The 17712-nt window shown below is 49.8% G+C and carries 25 protein-coding genes; 22 read left to right on the forward strand and 3 right to left on the reverse strand.

Translation table 11 applies throughout. From position 1 onward, the window contains the following. The 19 genes from Q1A74_RS10680 to Q1A74_RS10770 form a co-directional block, all read left to right on the forward strand. The coding region (locus tag Q1A74_RS10680; protein ID WP_299595618.1) for a hypothetical protein at positions 1 to 458 on the forward strand (458 nt) is incomplete at its 5' end. 995 nt (positions 459 to 1453) lie between these two features. Beyond that, positions 1454 to 1945, forward strand: a complete 492-nt coding sequence (locus Q1A74_RS10685) for an arsinothricin resistance N-acetyltransferase ArsN1 family B (protein ID WP_299595620.1) — start codon at positions 1454 to 1456, stop codon at positions 1943 to 1945. 132 nt (positions 1946 to 2077) lie between these two features. Next, the gene (locus Q1A74_RS10690; RefSeq protein ID WP_299595622.1) at positions 2078 to 2488 is read left to right on the forward strand and encodes a hypothetical protein; all 411 of its coding nucleotides are present in this window, start codon (positions 2078 to 2080) and stop codon (positions 2486 to 2488) included. 57 nt (positions 2489 to 2545) lie between these two features. Next, positions 2546 to 2944 (forward strand): ATP-dependent Clp protease adaptor ClpS, encoded by a 399-nt coding sequence (locus Q1A74_RS10695; protein WP_299595624.1) that lies wholly within the window; start codon positions 2546 to 2548, stop codon positions 2942 to 2944. Between the two features lie 124 nt (positions 2945 to 3068). Continuing rightward, positions 3069 to 3509 (forward strand): hypothetical protein, encoded by a 441-nt coding sequence (locus Q1A74_RS10700; protein ID WP_299595626.1) that lies wholly within the window; start codon positions 3069 to 3071, stop codon positions 3507 to 3509. Between the two features lie 155 nt (positions 3510 to 3664). Further along, a complete protein-coding gene (locus tag Q1A74_RS10705; RefSeq protein ID WP_299595628.1) occupies positions 3665 to 4171 on the forward strand; it encodes a hypothetical protein in 507 nt (168 codons plus the stop codon). A 120-nt stretch (positions 4172 to 4291) separates the two neighbouring features. Beyond that, the gene (locus Q1A74_RS10710; RefSeq protein WP_299595630.1) at positions 4292 to 4654 is read left to right on the forward strand and encodes a hypothetical protein; all 363 of its coding nucleotides are present in this window, start codon (positions 4292 to 4294) and stop codon (positions 4652 to 4654) included. Between the two features lie 127 nt (positions 4655 to 4781). Next, positions 4782 to 5198 (forward strand): GNAT family N-acetyltransferase, encoded by a 417-nt coding sequence (locus tag Q1A74_RS10715; protein ID WP_299595632.1) that lies wholly within the window; start codon positions 4782 to 4784, stop codon positions 5196 to 5198. An 894-nt stretch (positions 5199 to 6092) separates the two neighbouring features. Then, positions 6093 to 6605, forward strand: a complete 513-nt coding sequence (locus tag Q1A74_RS10720; RefSeq protein ID WP_299595634.1) for a hypothetical protein — start codon at positions 6093 to 6095, stop codon at positions 6603 to 6605. Between the two features lie 144 nt (positions 6606 to 6749). Beyond that, positions 6750 to 7085, forward strand: a complete 336-nt coding sequence (locus tag Q1A74_RS10725; protein WP_299595636.1) for a hypothetical protein — start codon at positions 6750 to 6752, stop codon at positions 7083 to 7085. A 646-nt stretch (positions 7086 to 7731) separates the two neighbouring features. Beyond that, entirely contained in the window at positions 7732 to 8172 is a 441-nt protein-coding gene (locus Q1A74_RS10730) for a protein export chaperone SecB (RefSeq protein ID WP_299595638.1), read from the forward strand. A 168-nt stretch (positions 8173 to 8340) separates the two neighbouring features. Further along, entirely contained in the window at positions 8341 to 8559 is a 219-nt protein-coding gene (locus Q1A74_RS10735) for a hypothetical protein (RefSeq protein ID WP_299595640.1), read from the forward strand. Between the two features lie 148 nt (positions 8560 to 8707). Next, a complete protein-coding gene (locus Q1A74_RS10740) occupies positions 8708 to 9010 on the forward strand; it encodes a hypothetical protein (RefSeq protein WP_299595642.1) in 303 nt (100 codons plus the stop codon). A gap of 578 nt (positions 9011 to 9588) precedes the next feature. Next, complete coding sequence (locus Q1A74_RS10745) at positions 9589 to 9924, forward strand: hypothetical protein (protein WP_299595644.1); 336 nt, start codon at positions 9589 to 9591, stop codon at positions 9922 to 9924. A 151-nt stretch (positions 9925 to 10075) separates the two neighbouring features. Then, positions 10076 to 10438 (forward strand): hypothetical protein, encoded by a 363-nt coding sequence (locus Q1A74_RS10750; protein ID WP_299595646.1) that lies wholly within the window; start codon positions 10076 to 10078, stop codon positions 10436 to 10438. 63 nt (positions 10439 to 10501) lie between these two features. Next, the gene (locus tag Q1A74_RS10755) at positions 10502 to 10945 is read left to right on the forward strand and encodes a hypothetical protein (RefSeq protein ID WP_299595648.1); all 444 of its coding nucleotides are present in this window, start codon (positions 10502 to 10504) and stop codon (positions 10943 to 10945) included. A gap of 75 nt (positions 10946 to 11020) precedes the next feature. After that, positions 11021 to 11386, forward strand: coding sequence for a DUF2200 domain-containing protein (locus Q1A74_RS10760; RefSeq protein WP_299595650.1), 366 nt, complete (start codon positions 11021 to 11023; stop codon positions 11384 to 11386). A 110-nt stretch (positions 11387 to 11496) separates the two neighbouring features. Beyond that, positions 11497 to 11850 carry a DUF1428 domain-containing protein gene (locus Q1A74_RS10765; RefSeq protein ID WP_299595652.1) on the forward strand — a complete coding sequence of 118 codons (354 nt, stop codon included), beginning with the start codon at positions 11497 to 11499 and terminating at the stop codon, positions 11848 to 11850. Between the two features lie 72 nt (positions 11851 to 11922). After that, positions 11923 to 12534, forward strand: a complete 612-nt coding sequence (locus tag Q1A74_RS10770) for a DNA-3-methyladenine glycosylase I (RefSeq protein ID WP_299595654.1) — start codon at positions 11923 to 11925, stop codon at positions 12532 to 12534. A 51-nt stretch (positions 12535 to 12585) separates the two neighbouring features. Here the strand turns inward: Q1A74_RS10770 and Q1A74_RS10775 are convergent, their stop codons facing one another. The 3 genes from Q1A74_RS10775 to Q1A74_RS10785 form a co-directional block, all read right to left on the reverse strand. Further along, positions 12586 to 13152, reverse strand: a complete 567-nt coding sequence (locus Q1A74_RS10775) for a hypothetical protein (RefSeq protein ID WP_299595656.1) — start codon at positions 13150 to 13152, stop codon at positions 12586 to 12588. Positions 13153 to 13291: 139 nt separating this feature from the next. After that, entirely contained in the window at positions 13292 to 14050 is a 759-nt protein-coding gene (gene cysE / locus Q1A74_RS10780; protein WP_299595658.1) for a serine O-acetyltransferase, read from the reverse strand. 74 nt (positions 14051 to 14124) lie between these two features. After that, positions 14125 to 14853: a M15 family metallopeptidase gene (locus Q1A74_RS10785; protein ID WP_299595661.1), complete on the reverse strand. Its 729-nt coding sequence runs from the start codon at positions 14851 to 14853 to the stop codon at positions 14125 to 14127. 317 nt (positions 14854 to 15170) lie between these two features. On the opposite strand from Q1A74_RS10785, the gene Q1A74_RS10790 reads away from it, so the two are divergent. The 3 genes from Q1A74_RS10790 (at position 15171) to Q1A74_RS10800 (ending at position 17674) form a co-directional block, all read left to right on the forward strand. Beyond that, the gene (locus tag Q1A74_RS10790; protein ID WP_299595663.1) at positions 15171 to 15455 is read left to right on the forward strand and encodes a TfoX/Sxy family protein; all 285 of its coding nucleotides are present in this window, start codon (positions 15171 to 15173) and stop codon (positions 15453 to 15455) included. Between the two features lie 186 nt (positions 15456 to 15641). Next, complete coding sequence (htpX, locus tag Q1A74_RS10795) at positions 15642 to 16529, forward strand: protease HtpX (protein ID WP_299595665.1); 888 nt, start codon at positions 15642 to 15644, stop codon at positions 16527 to 16529. A 71-nt stretch (positions 16530 to 16600) separates the two neighbouring features. Beyond that, entirely contained in the window at positions 16601 to 17674 is a 1074-nt protein-coding gene (locus Q1A74_RS10800) for a trypsin-like peptidase domain-containing protein (RefSeq protein WP_299595667.1), read from the forward strand. The last annotated feature ends 38 nt before the right edge of the window (positions 17675 to 17712 follow it).

The raw sequence follows: 17712 nt of genomic DNA on the forward strand, positions 1-17712 counted from the left end.
CCTTTTGTGTTACTCGCTGTCGCTCAAACATTAACACAAAAGATGCTCCGCGCTGGCTGCGCCTGCGCTGGGCGTTATGCATCAAATATCCACGGAAGGGGATAATCATGAAAATTTTATTTAGTTGTATTTTGATTTCTTTGGCGTTGACGGCGTGCTCATCGAAAGAGAATTCAACCCAAGCTTCCGGGTCGGTTGGAAAATTTCCAAAATTGCCAACCAGTAGTACTGAATATACGACATTGCAAGGAGTTATGTCTTTCTGGATGTATGAAGGCGCTGCAGGTTGTTATGGGACAATTACTGATGGTCTATCCGAGGTTAACCTTTGGGTAAGTGAAGATTCGTGTGTAGAAGTTAATTACAGCGAAAACGAAGCCGCGTCGGTAGAAGTAACGTTTATCTCTGAAAATCAATATGGCCCAGGAAAAACCTACACAATAACCAGTTTCAAATAATGCATAACAAGGCGAGGCAATTCGTTCCGGCCCTGCGGGCCTCCACCGGACAGCTTACTTTGTGCACTTTATGCGCAAGTCGCTTCGCTCCTATTTTTGCGCATAAAGCGCCCAAAGTAATCTGCCGCTGCTCGCGGCGTTAATGTTCAGGTTCATCATGCCGCCGCCTAAACGTTGTAGCGTGCCCGATGAGCGATTTGGCGGCTGCTAGCGCTGTAGAAACAGTGTCGCTAGCAGGCATTGACGGTTGATTCTAAGAGGCTGCAGTGGGTTCCTTTCGTTAAAGTTAGCACTGGCGGCGGAAGAAATTGAGTGGGGTTTTCCTTTTGGGCGTGTAAGCCGCTCCAGGGAAAGCGTGGCATGGTACAGCCAGTCGTGCCGCTCGAAGTATGTTAGTAATTCGGGGCGTTGGGTTTCGTGGTCTTGTTCAGTATTAAATTGCTTTCAAGCCGTCAAACATTAACAAGGCCGGGCAGTTTGCTCCGGGCCTTCGGCCCTCCGCGGGACAGCTTACCTTGTGCACGTTTAGCGCAGGTCGCTTCGCTCCCATTTTTGCGCAAAACGCGCACAAGGTAAGCTGCCCCTGCCGGCGGCGTTATAAATCGAATCAAGGTTATGAGTAAAAATACAGGTAATATTTACGCACTTTACGTTTGCTTCGGTATTTCTATAGGACTAGTTTTGGGGGTTCTGGGAGGTATGGCGTTCGGGCTTTACGTTGAAAATATAGGAGTCGGAATAGGTTGCGGTGTAGCAATTGGTGGCGGGTTAGGGACAACCATCGGTTCGCTCCTAGGTATGTTTAAAAGCAGGTCAAATTAGCCAGGAGCAGAGATTTATAACAAGGCCAGGCAGTTTGCTCCGGGCCTTCGGCCCTCCGCGGGACAGCTTACCTTGTGCACGTTTTGCGCGGTCGCTTCGCTCCCATTTTCGCGCAAAACGCGCACAAGGTAAGCTGCCCCTGCTGGCGGCGTTAAGCGGCAGTAAGAGTCAAGATGATAAGGCAAGCTGAAAAATCGGATGCGGCTAAGATTGCTGAAATCTATAACTACTACGTGTTGAATACATGCATCACGTTTGAAGTGGAACCGGTAACAGAAGAGGAAATGACCGTTCGTATATTGGAGTGCCAAGAGAATGGTCTGCCGTGGCTTGTCGCGGAGTATGAAGGTGAAGTTGTCGGTTACTCTTACGCAAGTAAGTGGAAGGGCCGTTGTGCTTATCGGCATTCTGTTGAAGCTACGGTATATCTAGATCGAACTGCTGTATCTAAAGGGTGGGGTTCAAAACTGTATTCAGATCTATTTTCAAAATTAGCTAAAAGTGGCGTGCATGCGGTAATCTCGGGTATCGCATTACCAAATGATGCCAGTGTTTCATTGCATGAAAAATTTGGAATGGAGAAAGTAGCTCATTTTAAAGAGGTCGGGCGTAAGTTTGATAATTGGGTGGACGTTGGCTACTGGCAGTGCCTGGTCCGCGCTTAACAAGGTGCTGCAGCTGACGTCTTACTTTATGCACGTTTCGCGCAGTCGCTACGCTCCTATTTTCGCGCAAAACGCGCACAAAGTAAGCCGCCGCTGAGCACGGCGTTATGTAATCGCAAGAGTCAAGGAACGATGAGAAAAAACAAAATCAGGATGCTAGTTTTATGGTTTGTAATCGTAATTGCGTATTGCACATTCGCTTTACTCACAGAGTATGATTTTAAGCTGCTGGATCTGAGTGCTATTACCAATATCTTCTTGTTGATTGTTCTATTTAAAGAGAATGGCCCGCAGAGGGTGGAAGATCCGATTAATTTTGTAAAATTTTCAGATGGAAAGATCGAATTTTCTGAGGTGTCAATTCCTGTTGATAAGATCAACAAAATAGCCTTAGAAATTGTTGAAAAAGATTGCTATTTTACTCTTCCTTACAATCAAATTGAGCCAGGTAAATTTCCTAGTTTCGTATTCCCTTCCAAGAAATTGGAGGAGTTCAAAAACTACATTATCGCTGGCCTCGGACCAGTGGAAATAATTGCATAACAATCAGCGGCAGAGCGACAGCCAACGCTGGGCGTTATGCGCTTAAGGCAGATGAATTTGAGATTTATAATTAACTACTTTGAGAGAAAATATAAGGAACGTGCAGAGCGCGATAAGGTAATTAGGCTGATCTCAAAATGGGTGAAGTTTCAAAATGAGTTTCCAAAGGATGTAAAATCCCTCACGAAATTCAGTGGTGTAAATGAAAATATCTATGAATTAATTTTGCATAATGATGATACGACTCCTATCGATTACGTCATGTTTGTTTTAGAAGGGTGTTTTGAGATGGAGGTTGATTCTGCCTCACAGAAAGCTTTAACTGCATGTAACGAAGGCAGTTGTGTGATTGCAAATAAACTCGATAAAAATTCTGCTGAATACTTAGCTATCTATCTTAAGGGGCATGCTAATTCTAGAGGGTACCCATTGATTTGGGAGGCAAAATACACATAACAAGGTGCTGCAGCCGACGTCTTACTTTGCGCATTTTTTACGCGGTCGCTGCGCTCCTAGTTTCGCGCAAAAAACACACAAAGTAAGCCGCTGCTGAGCACGACGTTAAGCATAAGAAACAATAATGAAGAAAAATCTCCTTTACGTAATAGCAATATCATCTGTATTTTTTCTATACAACTTCGTCGTCAGCTATGGCTGGCAGCTGGTGACCCCGTATGACGTATTCCGGCCTTGGGTAAAATCTACATTTCCTCCTGAAAGTTATCCTTTTGCGTACAACGCCATTAACTTGGCGTACATATTCATATTGAGTGTGATTTTTGCTCTACCTGCGGGTATCGCGCTTCGCTGGCTACTACCGGCTAATTCGTGGAAGCTGATCATTCCGGCAGTTCTAATTTTCTTTCTGATTGAGTACCGTGAATCCATTATTGATGGAGGGCAATTCATCAGCTACGCATCTAACCCGCGTACGTTTGTATACATGATTTTTGCCTTGGCTATGTATCCGGTGGCTTATCTAGTGGTCGCAAAAGTCCCAGGGCTCCGCAGCAATGCTTAACAAAGCCGGGCAGTTTGCTCCGGGCCTTCGGCCCTCCGCGGGACAGCTTACCTTATGCACATTTTGCGCAGGTCGCTGCGCTCCCATTTTTGCGCAAAACGCGCACAAGGCAAGCTGCCCCTGCCGGCGGCGTTAGAAATCGTAGTCGTCAAAGAATGAAAATTTATCAACCCGCGAAAAATTCGATTCCAAAGTTTTTGGGAGTATTTGCAATTCTGTTCGGAGGCGGGGGCTTCCTACTTCCTGGCATCACATCGGGAAGTGCAGGATTTTTGATTGCCGGGTTACTAATCACAGCAATTGGCGTGATCACATTTTTTGGCAAGGTTGAAAGATTCATCGATACAGAAAAACGCGCTGTCGTAAACTTTAAAAAATGGCTCTTCATAGAGTCGGAAACGCAGATTTCTTTGAGCTTATATAAGTATGTAAGAGTAATCGAGAATTCTGATGGTCCTTCCACTGATGATCGATCACGCAGATTCTATGAGGTCAACTTGGTTGGAAAGAATACAACCAATGATTATTCTGGCGGTTTTGATATTAATATGTTGCTGGCCAAGTATCCAAGGTCTAGTACTGGGAAGAGCGAAGCCATGAGCTTCGCTGAGAGGGTGGCCCGCGACGTAGGCCTACCACTCCACGCTGACAAAAATTTCTAACAATGCAATGCAGCCGACGTCTTACTTTGTGCGTTTTTTGCACGGTCGCTACGCTCCTATTTTCGTGCAAAAAGCACACAAAATAAGCCGCGGCTGATCGCGGCGTTAGCAGTCTTAGCCATGAAACTAGAAATTGATAACTATTGGGAGCTTCTATCTCTCCATAAAAGCATGATGGCCGTAAAATTTGATAAAAATTCATGCTTGAAGGAGGCTCAGGGTAGTCCTTATACGGGTAGCTTGGCGTTCAAAATCTTTGATTTATTGCTTGAAAACTGCAATGAAAAACAACGTCAAGAATGGTTGGAGTGGCAATTGGCAGATGAGAGCCGCCTCGAAACTCAATTACTAAGGAAGCACATTGCAGATTCGGATTGGTGGGCAAGCTCAAATATAGAGCAAAGGGAAAGCTTTGTTCGCGATTTCATGGCGCCCCTAACTCTTGAGCAGCAGCTCTTTCATGAGGTAACGACCAACTGCTAACAAGCAGCGGCAGAGCGACAGCCAACGCTACGCACCTTTTGCGTTACTCGCTGTCGCTCAAACATTAACACAAAAGGCGCTCCGCGCTGGCTGCGCCTGCGCTGGGCGTTAACTGCTCAAGGAACTTATGAGCATCGAATATAAAATCAATGAATCAGTGACCGTCGATCAATTTGTGAAGCTATTGAGAGATTCGACACTCGGAGAACGCCGGCCTATTGATGATCGGGGTTGCATCGAAGGTATGATTTCAAATAGCAATCTCACCGTAAGTGCTTGGCATGATGGACAGCTTGTGGGTTTTTCCAGATGTGTTACAGATTTTCATTATGCCTGCTACTTATCTGACCTAGCTGTCAGTTTGCAGTATCAAAATTCTGGCATCGGTAAGCAGCTCCAAGTTCTTACACAAGCGCAACTTGGACCAAAATGTAAACTTATACTCATTGCTGCTCCAGCAGCCAATCAGTATTACGAGCATATTGGGTTTAGCCACAACCCCCGCTGCTGGGTGCTTGAACGTGAATCGAGTATCAGCAGTTAACAAACAGCGGCAGAGCGACAGCCAACGCTCCGCGCTGGCTGCGCCTGCGCTGGGCGTTATGTGCTGTAGATCAAAGTAATGGCAAATTTGAGAGAAAGAATAAATCGAGATGATGGTGAGTTTTTCCAAGTAGGAAATCATGCCTTGAATACACTGGAGATCATAGGGTTTGTTTTTCTTATCTTGGCAGTGCTTATCTATCTTGCCGTGACAAAGGCTGATTTTCAGCATGCATGGCTGGGGTGGGTGTTCTGCGTTTTGGGTTTTGTTATCGTAACTCTCGGGGTTGCTCAGAATGAACGCACGAAATGCACATAACAATCACGGGCAGTAAAGCTCCGGCCCTTCGGGCCTCCGCGGGACGGCTTACCTTATGCACGTTTTGCGCGGTCGCTACGCTCCCATTTTCGCGCAAATCGCGCATAAAGTAAGCCGCCCCTGCCGTGGGCGTTAAGACACATGAAGAAACGAATTGTTATTAGCCTCGTACTTGGGATATTTTGCACTATCGCGATGATGATTCCTTTCGTCAGTATTCCATTTATTTATGCGGCGCTACCAATACTCAGAAGCGTTCCTGGATTTGATGAAACTGGAGCACACATAGAGTATGTTTTTTTGTCAGTAATTCCGCAAAGTGGGCTCGCATGGTTGATGCTGATTTCATACTTCACAGGTATTTGGCTAGTATTTCTCTCTTTATTCCAACGCGCGAGTCGAGAGCCTGGAGGAAGGTCTTAACAAACGCAAGCAGGATGCTACGGCCCTTCGGGCCTCCGCGGGACGCCCAACGCTATTCACATTTTGTGCGGTCGCTGCGCTCCCAGTTTCGCACAAAATGTGCATAGCATTGGTCGCCCCTGTTGCGGGCGTTATGTTCAGGAGTAAGAAAACTTGAGTTGGATTTTTGAAGTCTTCTCAGAAAAATCTGATCAAGCCCGTTTGGTCGCTATTTTAATTTCAGCTGTTGTCGCTGTTATGGTTGTCCTGTTGAATCAATGGTTTCTTTCAAGAAGGGCCAAAAGAGAACTTTTGATTGAAAAAATCGAAGAAATATTTACGGCTTCAAATGAGTATATAGCATCATGTCGAGAGCTGCTTGCCGCGCTGAACAACTCGAATAGTCAAGAGGAGTACTATGAGTACCCCGAGGAATCAGTAAATAAGCTGAATGACTCAATAACAAAAATACAAATGATTTGTGGTCTGTACTTCAATTCTGAAAGTTTTAATGCGGAAGATTTTCGGATATGGAGAATGCCAATACTCGAAATAGCGCACAAGGGTAAGATCTTACCGGAAGGCGAGACACATATGGCGTATGAGGATTCAAAAATTCACATTCATACAAGCCGAGAAAAACTTGATGACCTTTGTAAATCGCTTATGCGCAGGTACGGGCATTGAAGAACATAACAATCAGCGGCAGAGCGACAGCCAACGCTACGCACCTTTTGTGTTACTCGCTGACGCTCAAACATTAACACAAAATGCGCTCCGTGCTGGCTGCGCCTGCGCTGGGCGTTATGTGCGGGTAACCGAGAAGAGAGTATGAGAACTACAGTTACATTAATTTTATCTTTATTTCTTCAGAATAATGCGTATGCAGATCTAGACTATAGAATGGTTGGAAAGGTAGATCTTTCAAATCATCAATATATTTCGGTCTTAAAGGATCGAGCAATTTATATCTGTGAAATTAATGCAAAAGATTATAATTTCGAGAAAAGAAAGTGTGAAAAGTATGTTAATGATCGATCAGATTCGTGTGTAGGTGAAAATAAATATTCTTTGCCTGAATCTGTAACGAACAAAGAAAGCGCTAAGAAATTTTCTTTAGATTACCTGCTTTGCGTAACTCCAGCTCCTAGGGTTAAATTAAACTAGTCGAAGTGTTTTTGCAGTGTAGCGGTGGCACATAACAAGGCCGGGCAGTTTGCTCCGGGCCTGCGGCCCTCCGCGGGGCAGCTTACCTTGTGCACATTTTGCGCGGGTCGCTGCGCTCCCATTTTCGCGCAAAACGTGCACAAGGTAAGCTGCCCCTGCCGGCGGCGTTAGTGTTTTTTACAGCAGTGGCATTTTGGGTTTTGGTTTTCTCGAAAGTTCAGTGCATTAAACGGTGGTTCCGGCACGCAGTGTGGTAAGAATTAGCAGCGTGAAATCGAGACCCCGCTATTTGGCATCGGCAAGCCGGCTTTTGAATATTTGCCGGCATCTCTATTTGTGCCGTGCCGCTTACAGATGTTCGTCGGCTTCGCCCACGGTGGAAAACTTAAGGTCTCTGCCAGTAGTGGCGGCACCGCACAGAGGTTTTTCCAAGTACAGAAAGGCCTATTCGCGTTCGTTCTGTGCAGTGGTAACATCAAGCCAAGAAGTGCTAAAGCGAGTTGGCAGTGCGCCGAAACACTAACAAGCTGCGGCAGAGCGACAGCCAAAACTACGCACCTTTTGTGTTACTCGCTGTCGCTCAAACATTAACACAAAAGGCGCTCCGCGTAGGCTGCGCCTGCGCAGGGCGTTATACGGCACCACTATGAAACAATGGAGTGAAATCAAGTCTGAATTTGAAGTAGATGGGTCTCTACGTGATATTTACGTGGAGAATGTAGATTCAGCTGTATGGAATATATTTATTAGCGCCGTAAAACAGTCAAGCTACAAATTTGATTTTGTTCATGGAGATCTGGTGAGGAATCTTCCTGGTAGCCTTGCTGAAATTAAGGCTTTGCAAGAAACCAACCCCACAACTTTGCGTATCTGGATTTCTGGTAGCATCCAGATTAATTGCCATTTTTTTGTGGAGTCAGAGATTGAGCTTGACTTGTCACCGTCTGAAATACAAAGCGCGGGTTCTTACTTTAAGTTAACAAGTTTTTTAGAATGGGTAGCCTCGGTTACAAGTAGCGTCGTAAAATTAACGCATGAAAATGCGCAGGAGCAGGTGATCCTCAGTGTCTGCAAGCAAGCCGTATAACAAGGCAAGGCATTTCGTTCCGGCCCTGCGGGCCTCCACCGGACAGCTTGCTTTGTGCACTTTATGCGCAGGTCGCTTCGCTCCCATTTTCGCGCATAAAGCGCCCAAAGCAAGCTGCCGCTGCTCGCGGCGTTATAAACCCAAGTAACGAGAATAAAGTAGTGCCTCATGAATATACCTCTGACAGTAATCGGACAGTTCATAATCATCTTTGCAGTAGTTATTGCGATTGTCAGCTACTACCTTGGTAGAAGGAAAACAGAAACGCCTGCATTGGCCGCCGTACTTGGGGCGGTATTTTCTATCGTGCCTATTTTTGGCCTTATTTATGTTGTAGTTTTAATGTTCAAGCGCGATCTGGTGAGAGAGGCTGAGTCCGGAGCGTAATTCGGTTTATAACAAGGCCGGGCAATTCGCTCCTGGCCTTCGGCCCTCCGCGGGACAGCTTAGCTTGTGCACCTTTTGCGCAAAATGCGCACAAGGTAAGCTGCCCCTGCCGGCGGCGTTATGTGCCCAGAGAGGAAAATCGAGTGCTGTGAAAAATTTTATGACTGTTGCAGCCTTTACAGTTGGGGTTCTAGGTGGAATTTTGGTCGGTATATTCCATGATCAATTTTCTTCAACTAAACAAGTCGTGCTAAGTAAAGATTTGGTAACTGATGATGGAAGGGTTCTCCCTGCTGGCACCGTCCTCAGGTATGTATCTCATGCTCCCGAGGGGTATATTCAGGCAGATTTAGCCATTGCAATAGAAGGGGAGGCGATTAGTGGAATTAAAGTTGAGTCCAATGAAAAGGCCAATGTTCGCAATCAGTACTTCTACTCTGGTACAAAGTGAAGCACATAACAATCACGGGCAGTGAAGCTCCGGCCCTTCGGGCCTCCGCGGGACGGCTTACCTTATGCACGTTTTGCGCGGTCGCTTCGCTCCCATTTTTGCGCAAAACCCGCATAAGGTAATCCGCCCCTGCCGTGGGCGTTATGCATCCGAAAATTCTGGCTTGATATTGTTATCATGAAAGAAAATATAAATACACTTTCTGAACACATAATGGATTTAGATAGTGTGCGTAACGAGTACAGTCCCGGCTCACTCAATCGTTTACACGAAATCGCCACCTGGACTAGCGAGTTCGTAACGCAGGAGCTAGAAAAGGGTTCGGATCTTGAAGAATCGGCTAGAAAGATAGGCTTTGAACTTCAGAGTAGATATCCTGATCTGAGCGAAGAAGGCATCAATAATGTCCTTGTGTATACACATTTCTACCTGTGCCGCTAACCATGCATAACAATCGCAAGCAGAATGCTCCGGCCCTTCGGGCCTCCGCGGGACGCCCAACACTATGCACGTTTTGTGCGCCCCTGTTTCGGGCGTTAGCAATACCAGTAGCTGATCTATCAATAGAGGATAATTTTATGAAGTCAGTATTCAGTTTCATTTTTGTATCATTCGTCGCACTAGCTTCGGTTTCGGCATGGTCAATTGAGATAACTGCCGATGAGGTTCGAGGCCAGCATGGTGGTGAAACAATGAATTATCTTGGTAACGTAAATGTTTTATTCCCTGATAGTTCAGTTTTGGAAACAACAGCCTTGACTGTTGAAAATCTTTCTAATGGTGAGAGAGTTTTGGAAGGTGATGTCACTTTAAAGTATGAAAATTTAGTGGTGAAGTCTGAGAAAGTATTGTTGTCGCCAGTTGAAGGCGGTTTAAAGGCTCTGATGGAAGAGGCGGCGGTTTCCGGTAATTAAGTTGCCAACAAGGCCGGGCAGTTTGCTCCGGGCCTTTGGCCCTCCGCGAGACAGCTTACCTTATGCACATTTTGCGCAGGTCGCTGCGCTCCCATTTTCGCGCAAAACGCGCACAAGGTAAGCTGCTCCTGCCGGCGTTAAGTATCCGCACATGAAAAATATTGTGGAAAATTTAAAGAAAGAAGAAATCGAATCCGCGCTAATCTGGTATCGCGTCATGAAATGGGTCAAGGTTGCTCTCGCTATCATACTCGTTTGGGCATACTTCGCTGATTTTCGCTGGCTCTCAGAGATTTTGTATATCTCGGTCATTCTTCTACTTTTTTTGCCGCTAGGTTTTTTTGATACGTTTATCTCCGAGCTGTTGGAGTACAACACTGGAGCAATTGAAAAACGGCAATTACTAAATGCGAATGAGGCAAATGAGCATTTTTCGGCGGTTTTTGAGCGGGTTAAATCTCTAGAGGAGCAAGTAGAGAGCATCGAACTTCGTATCGAGGACCAAAATACTTAACAATCAGCGGCAGAGCGACAGCCAACGCTGGGCGTTATGAGTCAGTCAAATTTGAGAATATGCATGGACGATAAAGTTAAAAAGATAATTACTCCCGAAAAATGCGAAATTTTCGCAAAGAACTGTATTGAGCGAGGGCGTGAAGATTTGGCACTACAAGCTAAAGAGCGTGCTGTTCAGCTTCGCGCAGAAGGCTATGGTGCGGAGACGCAAGCGGAACGCGAAGCTCTTGAGGCTGTGTATGCATACGAAGAAGTTTTGAGCACAAAGAATGGGAAGAAAACTCGCGCCGGTCGCACTTGGCAAATGATTTCTCGCCACGGGATCATTGGTGCCGTAGAAAGAGCTGTCAACCGTCCAACTGAAACTCAAGGTTATACCTCTCTAGTAGAAATGGGGCTAGAGGATTATGCATTTGAAAATGTCATCCTTCGTTACCCTGATCTATTCAGTGAGCAAGCAGTTAGCATCTCAAGAGAGCGCATGGAACATTGGCAAAACTCATAACAATCACAGGCCGTAAAGCTTTGGGCGTTATCTGCTTCGAGAGTTCGCTCCATTTAACTGAATAGTGATTGAGATATGATTACAACAGAAAAGCAAGATGAAAAAATTGCGAAGATGTCATTTGCTATGATCTATCACTTATATGTTAAGAAAGTCGAAAATAAGGGGAGAACTTCTGATGAGCTTAATGAAGTGATAACTTGGCTTACTTCATACAGTGAAGAGACGATAAATGAACTTATTGTAAATAAAGCCACGATGAAAGATTTCTTTGCCGGAGCGACAATGAATCCGAATGCACACCTGATTACAGGAAAAATTTGTGGCTATAAAGTTGAGAATATTCAAACACCTTTAACGCAACAAGTAAGGCAGTTGGATAAGCTGGTCGATGAGCTTGCGAAAGGCCATAAAATGGAAAGAATCCTACGATCAGCGTAATGAAAATGGAAGATAATAAGGTGCTCTAACAGATCTCCGGCAACTTAGCGCGGCGTGAGGTCAAGAGTAGGTTTCTTCGTACGTTAGAACCAAATCCAAAGGAAGGAAATATGTCATATATAGATTGTTTTGTTGCCGCGGTTCCGTCTGGAAACAAGGAGAAATATATTCAACACGCAAAGATAGCCGCAGAAATTTTCAAAGAGTATGGGGCGCTTGAAGTAGTTGAGAATTGGGGCGACGATGTACCTGATGGTGAAATAACGTCTTTGCCAATGGCGGTGAAAGCCGAGCGAAATGAAACGATTGTATTTTCTTGGGTGGTTTGGCCCTCTAAAGAGATTCGTGACTCGGGTTGGGGGGCAATGATGGAAGACCCAAGAATGTCTCCTGAAAATAACCCAATGCCTTTTGATGGTAAGCGGTTAATTTACGGTGGTTTCAAGACGATTCTCAAGTCCTAGGCACTACACCATACAAGGGCGGGCAATTCGCTCGGAACCACACCACTCTTCGCACATTTGTGGAGTTGATCGATGGAAAGAACGGTTGACGGACCTGATGGAAAACCTCGCTGTGGCTGGTGCGCGGCGGCGCCGGAGTTTTTTGAGTACCACGACCACGAGTGGGGGTTCCCGGTGAATGACGATCAGCGGCTGTTTGAGAAGCTGTGCCTGGAGAGTTTTCAGTCCGGACTAAGCTGGCGCACGATTCTGGCGAAGCGGCAGAATTTTCGCAACGCGTTCAAAAATTTTGACTTCAACAAGGTGGCGCTCTTTGGCGAAGTGGAGATTGAGCGCCTGCTACAGGACGAGGGCATTGTGCGGCACCGCGGTAAAATTGAGGCGACCATCAACAACGCCAGGCGTGCAAAGGAACTGATTAGGGAAAAAGGGTCCATCGCAGCCTATATCTGGCAGTTCGAACCGACAGGTAGTGACCAGCCTCCTCCGCAGACAGCATCCACTTCCGAAGCATCCAAGGCGCTATCCAAAGATTTAAAAAAACGAGGCTGGAAATTTGTCGGGCCTACTACTGTATACGCATTTATGCAGGCCATGGGGTTGATCAACGATCATCTGGTGGAGTGTAAATCCCGCAGAGAGGTAGAGCGCGCAAGGCGGTCTTTCCAACGCCCAACTAGTTAAGCTATTTCGGCGATTGTGTTCACTGCGGGCTTGTGTGCAACCCAGGGGCATTCAATCGGGCAGTTTGAATGTAGCCTTGCCGGTAATATGGCTTCCAAGCTGCCAATCGGGCACCTGAACCTGCACTGGCGGCGGCGCCGGCTGCTCACTCGCTTCTACTAAATTTCCATTTGCGGGCCTGAGGCTCAAGTGGCTAACAGGTACCTGTACGGGCTCCGTCTTGCTACGCTCATGCTCTTTCAGTAAGTAACCTTCCATCGGTGCCAGGGTCAGCCCAGATCCAGCTAAAGAATCTTGCGGAGCCACGGCTGTTGGTGGCGCTTCTTTCGGGGCTGGAGCCACGGGGGCAGCTTCGGCAGACGGCGCTTCTGCCGGCACGGCCTCCCCTTCCGTTTTCAGTGACGACTGCGCTCCCAGCTTGACCAGTGTGGCCTGCAGCTGCTCTGCCTGCGCCTTGCCAAGACCCTTCTTGATGGCCAGCGGACGACCGCTGAACAACTTTTCTACGGTTTCCGGGCCGGTTTTAAACAGTCTTGCGAAATTCGCTTTTACGTCGGCAACAGTGTAACCGGGCTGGAGATCACCGCGGAAAATGACGCTGTAACTAAGTTCACTCATAGGGCACCTCGATAGTATTGCCGCCGTCCCGGCTTCTTATTTTTCGTTCTTGTCTGTTGTTCGATCGGCCAGGTTGTAATAACCCGGGGCACTGATTAACTGGCTGGGACCAAATTTGTAGTGGCTATTGATAACCAATTCAGTCGTCGGAATCCAGTGTCTGGTCCATGGTATAGGCTGGAGCCCCTTCACATTTGCCCCCCACCACCCTGGCCGGTACGCCCGCGACGGTGGAATGCTCGGGAACATCCCGCAACACCAGGCTGCCTGCGGCGATCTTGACACCTGCGCCGATGGATACCGGCCCCAGGATCTTGGCGCCGGCGCCGATCATGACGCCGCGGCCGATTTTGGGATGACGGTCACCGCCACCGCTGCCACTTCCGCCAAGGGTGACCGAGTGCAAGATGGAAACGTCGTCTTCCACCACACTGGTCTCTCCCACTACCAGGCCGGTGGCGTGGTCAATCATGATGCCGCAGCCAAAGCGAGCGGCAGGATGGATATCTACGGCAAACTGCTCAGAAACGCGGCTCTGGAAATAGAGCGCAAGCGTGTAGCGCCCTTTCTTCCACAACCAATGGGCGATCCGATGGGACTGTAACGCGTGGAAGCCCTTAAAGTAGAGAAAAGGGGTCAGATACTGATCGCAGGCCGGGTCGCGGTCGTACCAGGCGCAGATGTCCGCCTGCATACAGCGGGAAATTTCCGGTTCGTCGGCCATGGCCGATGCGATGACTTCCTGCAGTGCGGTTGCGGTGAGCGCTGCGTGGTCCAGTACGGATGCAAGCTGATACGCCAGCGCCCGGTCCAGGCTGCGATGACGCAGCACGGTGTTGTGAAAATAGCTGGCCAGCACCGGTTCACCAGCTGCCGCTGCGGCAGCTTCGGCGCGCATGGCAGACCAGATATCCGACTGGTTCAGTTCTCTTACGTTGATAATTCCATTCCTCTTCGCGGATCACTTTGCGGTCACAGCCGGTCGATATTGGTCGGGTACGCAGACTCAGGCACATCGACAAAACGGGGGTATATTACCGGCATTTCGCCACATACCGTATCTGCCAGCGCGACCGCATCCTCCCCCTGACACAGCTGCAATTGCTCCTGCAATGTGTGCGCGCTCAACATCTGCTGGAACTCTTTCGCCCGCGGGGCGTAACTCAGATGCCAGCGCTCTGGTGCCACTCCTCCCCGGTCCTCCGCGTAAGGGCGGAACAGCCCGTGGCTTTTACCCTCGGCAATACGTCTATCCAACCAGCAGTGGAAGGGGCCAAACACGCCGCTATCAGCTACCTCTTCCGGCGTCAGTTGCACCCGGTAATCCTCCGGCACCGCCGCGGCATCGATGACATCAAAGTCGGTACCCCAGTGGTGACGGGACCCGCCAGGCAGTGCCGACCAGCGCAATATAGCGAATACCGTTTCTTCTGGCGACATACGCGCCACTTCCAGCGCCTTTCCTTCGTTATCCAGCAGCGGGCGCTGGCCGCTGGCCTTGGCATTCCAGATGGTTCGCTGGCGCCGGAAATCCCGGAAGCCGGAGACCACTTTCGGGTCAAATCCCGCAGCCCTCGCATCCCGTCGCAACTGGTCAAACGCGGCGAGCGCTTCGGGATGCATCAGCTGACCGGAAACCGGCTCGAGAATGACGTGCGCATCCGTGAGACCGAATAGAATATTTTTCAACAGTCGATGCATGGCGGCGCACCTCCAATCCCCAAAAGCGGGGATACACAAAAAAATGTAATACTGCAAAACTCCATAATACAGACTAGGCTTTTGCTGCGGACGTGACTAAATAGTACAAGTGTGCCGCGTGATGACGGCGGCCGCAAATATGCGAATTGTGCGCTCCCAAAATCGAACGGGCGACGCCAGGCAATGAGCAGCGCTGTTTGGGCTTTTATTTTTTTATGCTATGTTGGACGACCGTTGCAATTGGCTCAGGATGAAGCCGAAAAGAAGTTGTGACGCCGCAAGGTATGAGAAGCATCAACCATTCAGGGAATGAATTTATGCACCCAAGTCAATCAGAGTTGTTGAAACTGAAAAACCTGGGACTCGCTTCCGTCAATATTCTCCATTCCATTGGCATTCGCACGCAGGACGACCTGCACCGCGTAGGCCCGGCCGAAGCTTTCGCCAGTATTCGGCGTCGCGGCATCAATACCTCTCGCGTACTCCTCTACGCCCTGCAGGGCGCCCTCCTGGATATTCACTGGAACGACCTGGACCCAGACCTCAAAGCATCGCTAGTCAGCGAGGCGGAACAGCTTATGTCCCGCAAAGACAGCGCCTGACCCTATACTCTCCTGAAATTGTGCCCGGGCAGGCTTGTAAACGGCGCAACCGCACCCTATTTAGCCTCTAACGCCCCCTGCGTATTGCCATGTGACTCGCGGCTCAACGCCTGCGAATGCGCGCCTGCGTTATCTGGGCTTACCACAAGTCTCTTTTGGTTCCTCAATGTCTTTCGGAGAAGTTTGATGTTGCGAATAGGGCTCTTTCTGCTTACCAACCTGGCGGTGATGCTGCTTGTCGGCATCATATTCAACCTGCTGGGTATCCAGGGTATTCTCGACGCCAATGGCGTCAACCTGAACCTCCCCGGCCTGCTGTTGATGTGTGCGATTTTCGGGATTGGCGGGGCACTGATTTCGCTGCTGCTGTCGAAAACCATTGCGCGCAGAACCACCGGCACCCAGGTCATCGACCAGCCGCAAACCCCGGACGAGCGCTGGCTGGTTGAAACCGTGCGCGAACTGTCGCAAAAAGCCGGCATCGGTATGCCAGACGTGGGGATCTTCCCGATGCCCCAGGCCAACGCCTTCGCCACCGGCTGGAACCGGAACAGTGCGCTGGTGGCGGTGAGTGCCGGTCTGCTACAGCGCTTTAACCGGGACGAGGCGCGCGCGGTGATCGGCCACGAAATCGGCCACGTGGCCAACGGCGATATGATCACCCTGGCATTGATCCAGGGAGTGGTGAATACCTTTGTCATGTTCTTCGCGCGGTTGGTGGGCTTCTTCGTCGATCGGGTGCTGCTGCGCAACGAGCAGGGCCTGGGCATCGGCTACCACATCACATCGATCGTCATGGACATGGTGTTCGGGGTGTTTGCGATGATGATCGTCGCCTGGTTCAGCCGCCGCCGGGAGTACCGCGCGGACGCCGCCGGTGCGCATCTGGCCAGCCCCAACGCGATGATCGCCGCGCTGGCGCGGATCAAGGCGGAGTCGGAGGCCGGCCGCGAAGAACCCCTGCCGGCGAATATGAAAGCCTTTGGTATCTACGGCAACAGCATGGCCGCCCTCCTCGCCAGCCACCCGCCTCTTGAGGATCGGATCCTGGCATTGCAGAATTCTGCTCGTTAATTGCGAAACGCAGGGGCCCAACTGACGGGCCCCTGGCCGCTGCAGAACTTACGCGCAGGAACCGCCAACCGATGCCTCTGAAACATTCACTTTTCCGTATTGCCGTTACCCTTCTGTTGATCTGCCCGGCCCTCGGTGCCCTGAATAGCGCTCACGCAGACGCCCGCATCCCCCAATTCGCCACCGACGACGAAACCAACACCATGCAGGTGTTTAATTTCGCCAGCCCATCGGTGGTCTATGTCACCAATGAAACGGTTGTGCGGGATCGCTGGACCCTGCGCCTGCACACGGTGCCCAAAGGCGCCGGTAGTGGTTTTATCTGGGATGACCGGGGCCATGTAGTAACCAACTTCCACGTAATCGAAAAGGCTCGCAAGATCACCATCACCCTGCAGGACCGCAGCGAGTGGCCCGCCGAGCTGGTCGGCTCCGCACCGGAAAAGGACCTGGCGGTGCTGAAGATCAACGCCCCGCGAGAGTTGCTCAAACCACTGCTCCCCGGCGAATCCGCGGGCCTCTCCGTAGGGCGCAAGGTGCTAGCGATCGGCAACCCCTTTGGCCTGGACACCACGCTCACTACGGGCGTCGTTAGCGCCCTCGGCCGCGAGATCGAGGCGGCAGGCAATCGCACAATCCGCAATGTGATCCAGACAGACGCGGCCATCAATCCGGGCAATTCCGGTGGCCCGCTGCTGGACAGCAGCGGCCGCCTGATCGGTGTGAATACCGCAATTTACAGCCCCAGCGGCGCCAGTGTGGGCATCGGCTTTGCGATCCCGGTGGATACGGTGAAAAAAATCGTGCCGGAGCTGATTGCGCATGGGCGTCTGGTGCGGCCGATTCTGGGGATCGAATCGGCACCGGACCAGTGGGCAAATCGGTACGATTTCGAGGGGGTGGCAGTACTGCGCACGGCGCCCGGGCTACCCGCCGAGCGCGCGGGGTTGCGCGGTGTGTACCGCGGCAATCGCGGTGGCTGGCAACTGGGGGATGTGATCGTCGGTATCGACGGCCTGCCCATCAGCAATTACGACGACCTGATGAACGTACTGGAGAACCGGCGCCCCGGAGACAAGGTGAAAGTGGACTACCTCCGCGATGGCGAGGCCTACCAGACCTCACTGGTGCTCGCGGCGCCCTGAGCAGTTACACTGCGCGCCAGAAATTCATCGACTTCGCG

Source organism: uncultured Microbulbifer sp., assembly GCF_947504145.1.
In the GTDB taxonomy this organism is placed as follows: Bacteria; Pseudomonadota; Gammaproteobacteria; order Pseudomonadales; family Cellvibrionaceae; genus Microbulbifer.

What these genes read in the sequence shown, in the direction of transcription:
- Q1A74_RS10685 (WP_299595620.1), top strand. Translation starts at nt 1,454, where the DNA reads ATGATAAGGCAAGCTGAAAAATCGGATGCGGCTAAGATTGCTGAAATC.
- Q1A74_RS10690 (WP_299595622.1), top strand. Translation starts at nt 2,078, where the DNA reads ATGAGAAAAAACAAAATCAGGATGCTAGTTTTATGGTTTGTAATCGTA.
- Q1A74_RS10700 (WP_299595626.1), top strand. Translation starts at nt 3,069, where the DNA reads ATGAAGAAAAATCTCCTTTACGTAATAGCAATATCATCTGTATTTTTT.
- Q1A74_RS10705 (WP_299595628.1), top strand. Translation starts at nt 3,665, where the DNA reads ATGAAAATTTATCAACCCGCGAAAAATTCGATTCCAAAGTTTTTGGGA.
- Q1A74_RS10710 (WP_299595630.1), top strand. Translation starts at nt 4,292, where the DNA reads ATGAAACTAGAAATTGATAACTATTGGGAGCTTCTATCTCTCCATAAA.
- Q1A74_RS10715 (WP_299595632.1), top strand. Translation starts at nt 4,782, where the DNA reads ATGAGCATCGAATATAAAATCAATGAATCAGTGACCGTCGATCAATTT.
- Q1A74_RS10725 (WP_299595636.1), top strand. Translation starts at nt 6,750, where the DNA reads ATGAGAACTACAGTTACATTAATTTTATCTTTATTTCTTCAGAATAAT.
- Q1A74_RS10730 (WP_299595638.1), top strand. Translation starts at nt 7,732, where the DNA reads ATGAAACAATGGAGTGAAATCAAGTCTGAATTTGAAGTAGATGGGTCT.
- Q1A74_RS10735 (WP_299595640.1), top strand. Translation starts at nt 8,341, where the DNA reads ATGAATATACCTCTGACAGTAATCGGACAGTTCATAATCATCTTTGCA.
- Q1A74_RS10745 (WP_299595644.1), top strand. Translation starts at nt 9,589, where the DNA reads ATGAAGTCAGTATTCAGTTTCATTTTTGTATCATTCGTCGCACTAGCT.
- Q1A74_RS10750 (WP_299595646.1), top strand. Translation starts at nt 10,076, where the DNA reads ATGAAAAATATTGTGGAAAATTTAAAGAAAGAAGAAATCGAATCCGCG.
- Q1A74_RS10755 (WP_299595648.1), top strand. Translation starts at nt 10,502, where the DNA reads ATGGACGATAAAGTTAAAAAGATAATTACTCCCGAAAAATGCGAAATT.
- Q1A74_RS10760 (WP_299595650.1), top strand. Translation starts at nt 11,021, where the DNA reads ATGATTACAACAGAAAAGCAAGATGAAAAAATTGCGAAGATGTCATTT.
- Q1A74_RS10765 (WP_299595652.1), top strand. Translation starts at nt 11,497, where the DNA reads ATGTCATATATAGATTGTTTTGTTGCCGCGGTTCCGTCTGGAAACAAG.
- Q1A74_RS10770 (WP_299595654.1), top strand. Translation starts at nt 11,923, where the DNA reads ATGGAAAGAACGGTTGACGGACCTGATGGAAAACCTCGCTGTGGCTGG.
- Q1A74_RS10775 (WP_299595656.1), bottom strand. Translation starts at nt 13,152, where the DNA reads ATGAGTGAACTTAGTTACAGCGTCATTTTCCGCGGTGATCTCCAGCCC.
- cysE (WP_299595658.1), bottom strand. Translation starts at nt 14,050, where the DNA reads ATGCGCGCCGAAGCTGCCGCAGCGGCAGCTGGTGAACCGGTGCTGGCC.
- Q1A74_RS10785 (WP_299595661.1), bottom strand. Translation starts at nt 14,853, where the DNA reads ATGCATCGACTGTTGAAAAATATTCTATTCGGTCTCACGGATGCGCAC.
- Q1A74_RS10790 (WP_299595663.1), top strand. Translation starts at nt 15,171, where the DNA reads ATGCACCCAAGTCAATCAGAGTTGTTGAAACTGAAAAACCTGGGACTC.
- htpX (WP_299595665.1), top strand. Translation starts at nt 15,642, where the DNA reads ATGTTGCGAATAGGGCTCTTTCTGCTTACCAACCTGGCGGTGATGCTG.
- Q1A74_RS10800 (WP_299595667.1), top strand. Translation starts at nt 16,601, where the DNA reads ATGCCTCTGAAACATTCACTTTTCCGTATTGCCGTTACCCTTCTGTTG.